The 7,598-nt window shown below is 64.1% G+C and carries 4 protein-coding genes; all 4 read left to right on the forward strand.

The window, feature by feature from the left end; genetic code table 11:
- The first annotated feature begins 89 nt into the window (after window positions 1–89).
- The gene (locus tag QD172_RS16825; protein WP_279856326.1) at window positions 90–1,019 is read left to right on the forward strand and encodes a MoxR family ATPase; all 930 of its coding nucleotides are present in this window, start codon (window positions 90–92) and stop codon (window positions 1,017–1,019) included.
- Window positions 1,016–2,014: a DUF58 domain-containing protein gene (locus tag QD172_RS16830; protein WP_176494317.1), complete on the forward strand. Its 999-nt coding sequence runs from the start codon at window positions 1,016–1,018 to the stop codon at window positions 2,012–2,014. Before QD172_RS16825 ends, QD172_RS16830 begins: the two co-directional genes overlap by 4 nt.
- Window positions 2,011–4,089 (forward strand): DUF3488 and transglutaminase-like domain-containing protein, encoded by a 2,079-nt coding sequence (locus tag QD172_RS16835; RefSeq protein ID WP_279856327.1) that lies wholly within the window; start codon window positions 2,011–2,013, stop codon window positions 4,087–4,089. Before QD172_RS16830 ends, QD172_RS16835 begins: the two co-directional genes overlap by 4 nt.
- 217 nt (window positions 4,090–4,306) lie before the next feature.
- Window positions 4,307–7,598 (forward strand): retention module-containing protein (locus QD172_RS16840; RefSeq protein ID WP_279856328.1); only part of this gene is annotated, 3,292 nt, incomplete at its 3' end.

Genomic DNA, 7,598 nt, shown 5'->3' on the forward strand with positions numbered 1-7,598 from the left:
CTGTCGGCGGCGCGCCATGTCCCTGCGCGCGCCTGCATGTGCTTTCTCTGTCCCACTCTCCCTACCACTCTCTGTGCTGGAGTCTGCGCATGAATGCCAAGGTATCGCCCCAACAGCTGGAAGAGGTGGAGGTTGCACTGTCGAGCGTGCTGGCGGGCAAGCCGCATCAGATCCGGCTCGCTCTGTGCTGCCTGCTGTGTCAGGGCCACGTGCTGATCGAGGATCTGCCCGGGCTTGGCAAGACGACGCTAGCCCAGGGGCTGGCGCGTCTGATCGGCACCGACATGCAGCGCGTCCAGTTCACCAGTGATCTGCTGCCCGCCGACATTCTCGGCGTGTCGGTCTTCGACCCTCGTGAGAGCGCCTTCCATTTCCATCCGGGCCCCGTCTTCCACTCGCTGGTGCTGGCGGATGAGATCAATCGTGCCACGCCCAAGACCCAGAGTGCGCTGCTGGAGGCCATGGAAGAGCGACAGGTGACCGTGGAGGGCGAGACGCGTCGTCTGCCGGAGCCTTTCTTCGTCATCGCCACTCAGAACCCGCTTCAGCAATCCGGTACCTTCCCGTTGCCTGAGTCCCAGCTGGATCGCTTTCTGATGCGTCTGTCGCTTGGGTATCCAGAGCCTGCGGCTGAGCGAGAGATACTGAGAGGCAATGCCGGTCGCCAGCACATCGAGGCGCTGCGTCCCCTGTTGCCGCTCGAGGTACTGCGTGAGTGGCAGGCATCCGTGACGCACGTGCGTCTCTCTGAACCGCTGCTGGATTACCTGCAGGCACTGGTCGCTGCCACACGGTCGTCGCCGGAAGTGCCTTACGGCCTGTCGACGCGAGGCGTGCTGGCATTGGCCAACGCCTCGCGTGGCTGGGCGTTGCTCGCGGGGCGTGACTACGTGCTGCCAGAGGATGTCCAGGCCGTCTGGGCGCCGGTGGTCGGCCATCGACTGAGCGAGGGCAGTGTCGCGGAGGGAGATGCCGTGGCTCGCCATCTGCTGGGGCAGGTGGCGGTGGTGCCTGCATGACACGAGCGGCCAGTGTCGGACCATGGGGCCGACTCAAGGCGCGCATGTTGCGCAGGATGTCCATCGCCGGCGGTGAGGCGCTCCATCATGCCCGTCTGATGATCCTGCCCACGCCCTTCGGCCTGTTCTGGGCGGTGCTGGTGTGCATGCTGCTGCTGCTGGGGATCAACTACGAGAATTCCCTCGCGCATGCGCTCGCATTCTGGTTGTTCTCGCTGGCGGTGATCAGCATCTTTCGAAGCTGGCGCAATCTTGCCGGTGTGCGCGTCCAGTTGATCGCGGATGGCGAGGCCTACGCAGGCGGTGAGTTGCGCCTGCTGGTCCGGCTGAGCGGGCGGGCGCGGGCGCGCGCCATCGATGTGCGTCTCGGGGATAGTCGTCAGCGTCTCGAGATTCATGCCGGAGAGGGCAGTGCGCCCATGGGGCTGCCGGTCGCTCTTCGTGGGCAGTTCACCTTGCCGCCATTGACGCTGGAGTCTCGCTGGCCGCTGGGGCTGGTGCGTCTGTGGTCTTGGGTCGCGATCGAGATGCCGGTGATGATCCACCCCTGTCCGCAGATGCCGGCCGCACCGCAGGGCAGTCGCAATACGTTGGAACAGGTCGAGCAGGGCGACTTCGCCGGCCTGCGTCGCTATGTGGCCGGTGATCCACCGGCGCATGTGGCCTGGAAGCACTGGGGGCGCAGCGGTGAGCTGGTCACCAAGCGTTTCGAGACGCCGGCACGCCCCTCCTTGTGGCTGGACTACGAGGCTTGCCATGGCGACATGGAACAACGTCTCGGCGAATTGACGGCACGCGTGCTGGCGGCGGAGAAGTCACAGGCGACCTATGGGCTGCGCCTGCCGGGCCAGACGCTGGCCATCGCCAGTGGTGGGGCGCATCGGCGACGCGTACTGGAAGCGCTGGCCTTGTTTGGAGGAGAGACGGTGCTGCCCTGGGAGGTTCAGCAGCAGGCCGTGGCGTCTCGAGAGCTGGCCGGGAGGGCGAAGACATGACGCGAGCACATGGCAATGTCTCTCGCCGCTGGTGGCAACGCAAACCTCTGACGCCTGATCAGGCGCTTGGCTGGCTTGAACTGCGCCACCTGTTCATTGGCCAGTGTCTCGTGCTGGCGCTGCATCTGTTGTGGATGCCGATCTGGCTTGCACTCCCTGCGCTGCTGGCGGCGCTATGGCGGTTTCAGCAATTGCGCGCCCGCGTGCCGCGTGCCGGCATTCTGCTGCGGCTGGCGGCGGTATGTCTGGTGGCAGCAGGGCTGTTTCTGGAATACGGGCAGATGTTGCGTCTGGAGGCGATGATCGGCCTGCTGGTGGGAATCTATCTGCTCAAGCTGCTGGAAACTGACAGCCTGCGTGATGGTCGCGTGGTCTGTGGGCTGGGGTTTGTCGTGCTGGCCTCCGCCTTCCTGCATGATCAGGGGCCGGTGATGGCAGCTGCGGCGATTCTGGCCGCTGGCTGGCTGATCGGTGGTCTGGTCCTGATCGCCGGAGCGCGCCGCAGTGGTGAGGCACTGCGTGAGACTTGCTGGTTGATGGGCTTGTCATTGCCGCTGATGCTGGGATTGTTCGTGCTGTTTCCCCGTCTGCCGCCACTCTGGAACGTTCCTCAGCTGGAAGAGGCCACGACCGGTCTGACGGATAGCGTATCGCCCGGTGATATCGCAGCGCTGGGGCGCAGTGACGAGCTGGCTTTCCGAGCCCGTTTCGACGGTGCCTTGCCGGCAGCTTCAGAGCGCTACTGGCGTGTCTATACCTTGAGTCTGTTTGATGGCGTGCGCTGGTCACGTGCCTCCCCTGATAGGCTGCAGAGTGCGTTGGGTGGGCCAGCGTCGCGCTATGCCGTGCGTGGCAGGGGCGTGGATGGCGGGAGCCCCCGGCACCGTTATGAGCTGTTGCTGGAGCCGGACCCGCGCCCTTGGCGGCCAAGCCTCGGCGCTCCGTTGTCGAGTGATCAGGAGGCGCGTTATCTGGTGGACGGCACTCTGGAAGGGATGTCGTCACTCAACACCCGTGCATTGCTGAAATTGAGTTCCTCCGGTCAGCCTCCCTTGGCGGCACCACAATGGATGCAGCGTCTGGATCTGCTGTTGCCTGAGGATGGCAACCTCCGTGCTCGCGCATTCGCTCGTGATCTGATGCATCAGGCGGGTGGAGACCCCCAGGGCTTCCTTCGCCTCCTGTTCCAGCATTTCCATCGTCAGCCTTACCACTACACCCTCACGCCCCCGCGTCTTGAGGGCATGAATCGTGTGGACGATTTCCTGTTTGATAGCCTGCAGGGGTATTGCACGCATTACGCATCGACTACCGTCTTTCTGGCGCGGGCAGCAGGAATTCCGGCGCGCATGGTGGCGGGCTATCTCGGTGGAGAGGCGCAGGGTGGCGCCGCGAGCGGTGAGCGTGAGTTGAGCATTCGGCAGTATGACGCCCATGCCTGGGTCGAGGTGTTCCATGGGGGGCGCTGGCAACGGTTCGACCCGACGGCGGCGGTGGCTCCCGAGCGTATTGCCCAGGGGGCGCTCAGTCTGCAAGGTCAGCCGGGCTTCATGGCAGATGCCGGTCTGCGCGCCTTCACGCTGAATAATTCCATGCTTCGTGATCTGAGGCGTCAGTGGGAGCGTTTCGAGTACCGCTGGCAGCGAAGTGTCGTGGGGTTCCGCCTGGAACAGCAGCGTAGTCTGTGGCAGCGGATGTTCGGCGAGTTTCGCTGGGAGTGGCTGGTCTGGGGGGTACTCGGATTGCTGGCCTGTGTGGTACTGGTAGGGGCGGTGCTGGTGGTCTGGTCTGGCCGTGAGGTAACGACACATGCCGGTGTCAGAGCCTACCGTCGTCTGGCGAAGCGTCTGGGGCGCTCCGGGCTTGGCCCTGGCCCGGGTGAGGCGCCCGGCAGTCACCTGCGGCGTGTCGCACGGCTGCAGCCGGAAAATGTTAAAGAATTGTTACAGTTGTCGGAAGTCGTTGAACAATGGATTTACAATGATGACGCGCAAGAGGGCGCTTCTCATGCCGGCGGCTCGTCTTCTCGTAGCATGCGTCGCCAGTGGTCAGCGTTATGCCGTAAGTTGACATAGGCCACGTTTTCCATCGTGGTGGTGTGTGATTCCTTGTTTTCTGGGTATTTTTCGAGATTAGGTATCTCAGTCTCGTTGCGTGGCACCACTACGGAAAATTGCTAGGTTGCGGTAAGTGTTTTTGTGTATCAAAATGTAACCATCTGATTTTGTCGATCATGCCATTGCGCCCTTCGCAGCATGATGCAGCACCTTTCCCCAGCAGGAGTAAGTCCCCATGGTTCAGGTCATTCGCACAGAAGGCACAGTACTTGTTGTTTCCGCCACTAACGAGTCGCAGCGTGTCGTCAATGGAATGACGCTTGAACCTACTGCCACCCTGATCGCGCCGCAGGGAGCGATCATCGTGCTGGAAGATGGTTCTCGGTTGGTGGTGCCGCAAGGGGCCCCGATCGGTATCGAGGTACTGCTCGCAGAGTCTCGCGATGACGCACCTGTCGACCCGACGGTAGAAGCATTGCGCGAAGCGATTGCCCGAGGCGAAGACCCGACGGCCATCCAGGAGGCACCGGCAGCGGGGGAAAATGCAGGGTCTCCGGGCAGCAGTCGCAGTGGCTTCCTGGATGCCTCTGGCGTCGGTCGGGATGGCCGTGTCGAGCGCACTTCCTACGAATATGAAGGTGGGTTCACCGATCCCACCTATACCGATGAAGACGAAGATGGCCTCGGGTTGGATCCTGAGTCGACGGAAACCGACCTGGCCTTGACCGTCGATGCGCCGGCGCTGACCTCCGACACCACGCCGACCATCGTCGGCACCACCGATGCCGAAGACGGCAGCACCGTGACTCTGGTCATCACTGACAGTGACGGCAACGAGCAGACCGTTACCGCGACCGTCGAGAACGGCACCTACAGCGTCGACGCCGAGACCCCGCTGAGCGAAGGCGAGTACAGCGTCGAAGCCACCGTCACCGACCCGGCCGGCAACACCGCGACCAGCAATGACGTGGGCGAGATCGATCTGTCCGCTCCGGCTCTGACCGTCGATGCCCCGGCGCTGACCTCCGACACCACGCCGACCATCGTCGGCACCACCGATGCCGAAGACGGCAGCACCGTCACGCTGGTCATCACCGACAGTGAAGGCAACGAGCAGACCGTTACCGCGACCGTCGAGAACGGCACCTACAGCGTCGACGCCGAGACGCCGCTGAGCGAAGGCGAGTACAGCGTCGAAGCCACCGTCACCGACCCGGCCGGCAACACCGCGACCAGCAATGACGTGGGCGAAATCGATCTGTCCGCGCCGAGCCTGACCGTCGATGCGCCGGCGCTGACCTCCGACACCACGCCGACCATCGTCGGCACCACCGATGCCGAAGACGGCAGCACCGTCACGCTGGTCATCACTGACAGTGACGGCAACGAGCAGACCGTCACCGCGACCGTCGAGAACGGCACCTACAGCGTCGACGCCGAGACGCCGCTGAGCGAAGGCGAGTACAGCGTCGAAGCCACCGTCACCGACCCGGCCGGCAACACCGCGACCAGCAATGACGTGGGTGAGATCGACGCAAGCGCGCCGGCTCTGACCGTCGATGCGCCGGCGCTGACCTCCGACACCACGCCGACCATCGTCGGCACCACCGATGCCGAAGACGGCAGCACTGTCACGCTGGTCATCACTGACAGTGACGGCAACGAGCAGACCGTCACCGCCACCGTCGAGAACGGCACCTACAGCGTCGACGCCGAGACCCCGCTGAGCGAAGGCGAGTACAGCGTCGAAGCCACCGTCACCGACCCGGCCGGCAACACCGCGACCAGCAATGACGTGGGTGAGATCGACGCAAGCGCGCCGGCTCTGACCGTCGATGCGCCGGCGCTGACCTCCGACACCACGCCGACCATCGTCGGCACCACCGATGCCGAAGACGGCAGCACTGTCACGCTGGTCATCACTGACAGTGACGGCAACGAGCAGACCGTCACCGCCACCGTCGAGAACGGCACCTACAGCGTCGACGCCGAGACCCCGCTGAGCGAAGGCGAGTACAGCGTCGAAGCCACCGTCACCGACCCGGCCGGCAACACCGCGACCAGCAATGACGTGGGCGAGATCGATCTGTCCGCTCCGGCTCTGACCGTCGATGCCCCGGCGCTGACCTCCGACACCACGCCGACCATCGTCGGCACCACCGACGCCGAAGACGGCAGCACCGTGACCTTGGTCATCACTGACAGTGACGGCAACGAGCAGACCGTCACCGCGACCGTCGAGAATGGCACCTACAGCGTCGATGCCGAGACCCCGCTGAGCGAAGGCGAATACAGCGTCGAGGCCACTGTCACCGACCCGGCCGGCAACACCGCGACCAGCAATGACGTGGGTGAGATCGACGCAAGCGCGCCGGCTCTGACCGTCGATGCGCCGGCGCTGACCTCCGACACCACGCCGACCATCGTCGGCACCACCGATGCCGAAGACGGCAGCACCGTGACCCTGGTCATCACCGACAGTGACGGCAACGAGCAGACCGTCACCGCGACCGTCGAGAATGGCACCTACAGCGTCGACGCCGAGACGCCGCTGAGCGAAGGCGAATATAGCGTCGAAGCCACCGTCACCGACCCGGCCGGCAACACCGCGACCAGCAATGACGTGGGTGAGATCGACGCAAGCGCGCCGGCTCTGACCGTCGATGCGCCGGCGCTGACCTCCGACACCACGCCGACCATCGTCGGCACCACCGATGCCGAAGACGGCAGCACCGTGACCCTGGTCATCACCGACAGTGACGGCAACGAGCAGACCGTCACCGCCACCGTCGAGAATGGCACCTACAGCGTCGATACCGAGACGCCGCTGAGCGAAGGCGAATACAGCGTCGAAGCCACCGTCACCGACCCGGCCGGCAACACCGCGACCAGCAATGACGTGGGCGAGATCGACGCAAGCGCGCCGAGCCTGACCGTCGATGCGCCGGCGCTGACCTCCGACACCACGCCGACCATCGTCGGCACCACCGATGCCGAAGACGGCAGCACCGTGACCCTGGTCATCACCGACAGTGACGGCAACGAGCAGACCGTCACCGCGACCGTCGAGAATGGCACCTACAGCGTCGATGCCGAGACGCCGCTGAGCGAAGGCGAATACAGCGTCGAAGCCACCGTCACCGACCCGGCCGGCAACACCGCGACCAGCAATGATGTGGGCACACTGGTTGGCAGTGATTCTGGCGCGGTAACAGAGGATGGTGTTACCGAAGCTTCCGGCACGCTTGTTGATGTTGAAAGCACCGATGTGGTCGCTGGCTCCCAAAGCGATGATTACGGCACTTTCAGCGTCAATGAGTCAGGTGAGTGGACCTACACGCTCGATAACGAAGCCGCTGCCGTCCAGGGGCTGGATGAAGGCGATACTGTCAGCCAGTCATTTGTGGTCGAGCTGAGCGATGGGACGACCACCACGGTCGACATCGTTATCACTGGTGTGGATGACTCAGCACCGACCATCACCGACATCAGCGCGACGAGCGACAACAGCGTCACCGAAGCCACCG

Source organism: Cobetia sp. 10Alg 146 (assembly GCF_029846385.1).
GTDB classification, from domain to species: Bacteria; Pseudomonadota; Gammaproteobacteria; order Pseudomonadales; family Halomonadaceae; genus Cobetia; species Cobetia marina.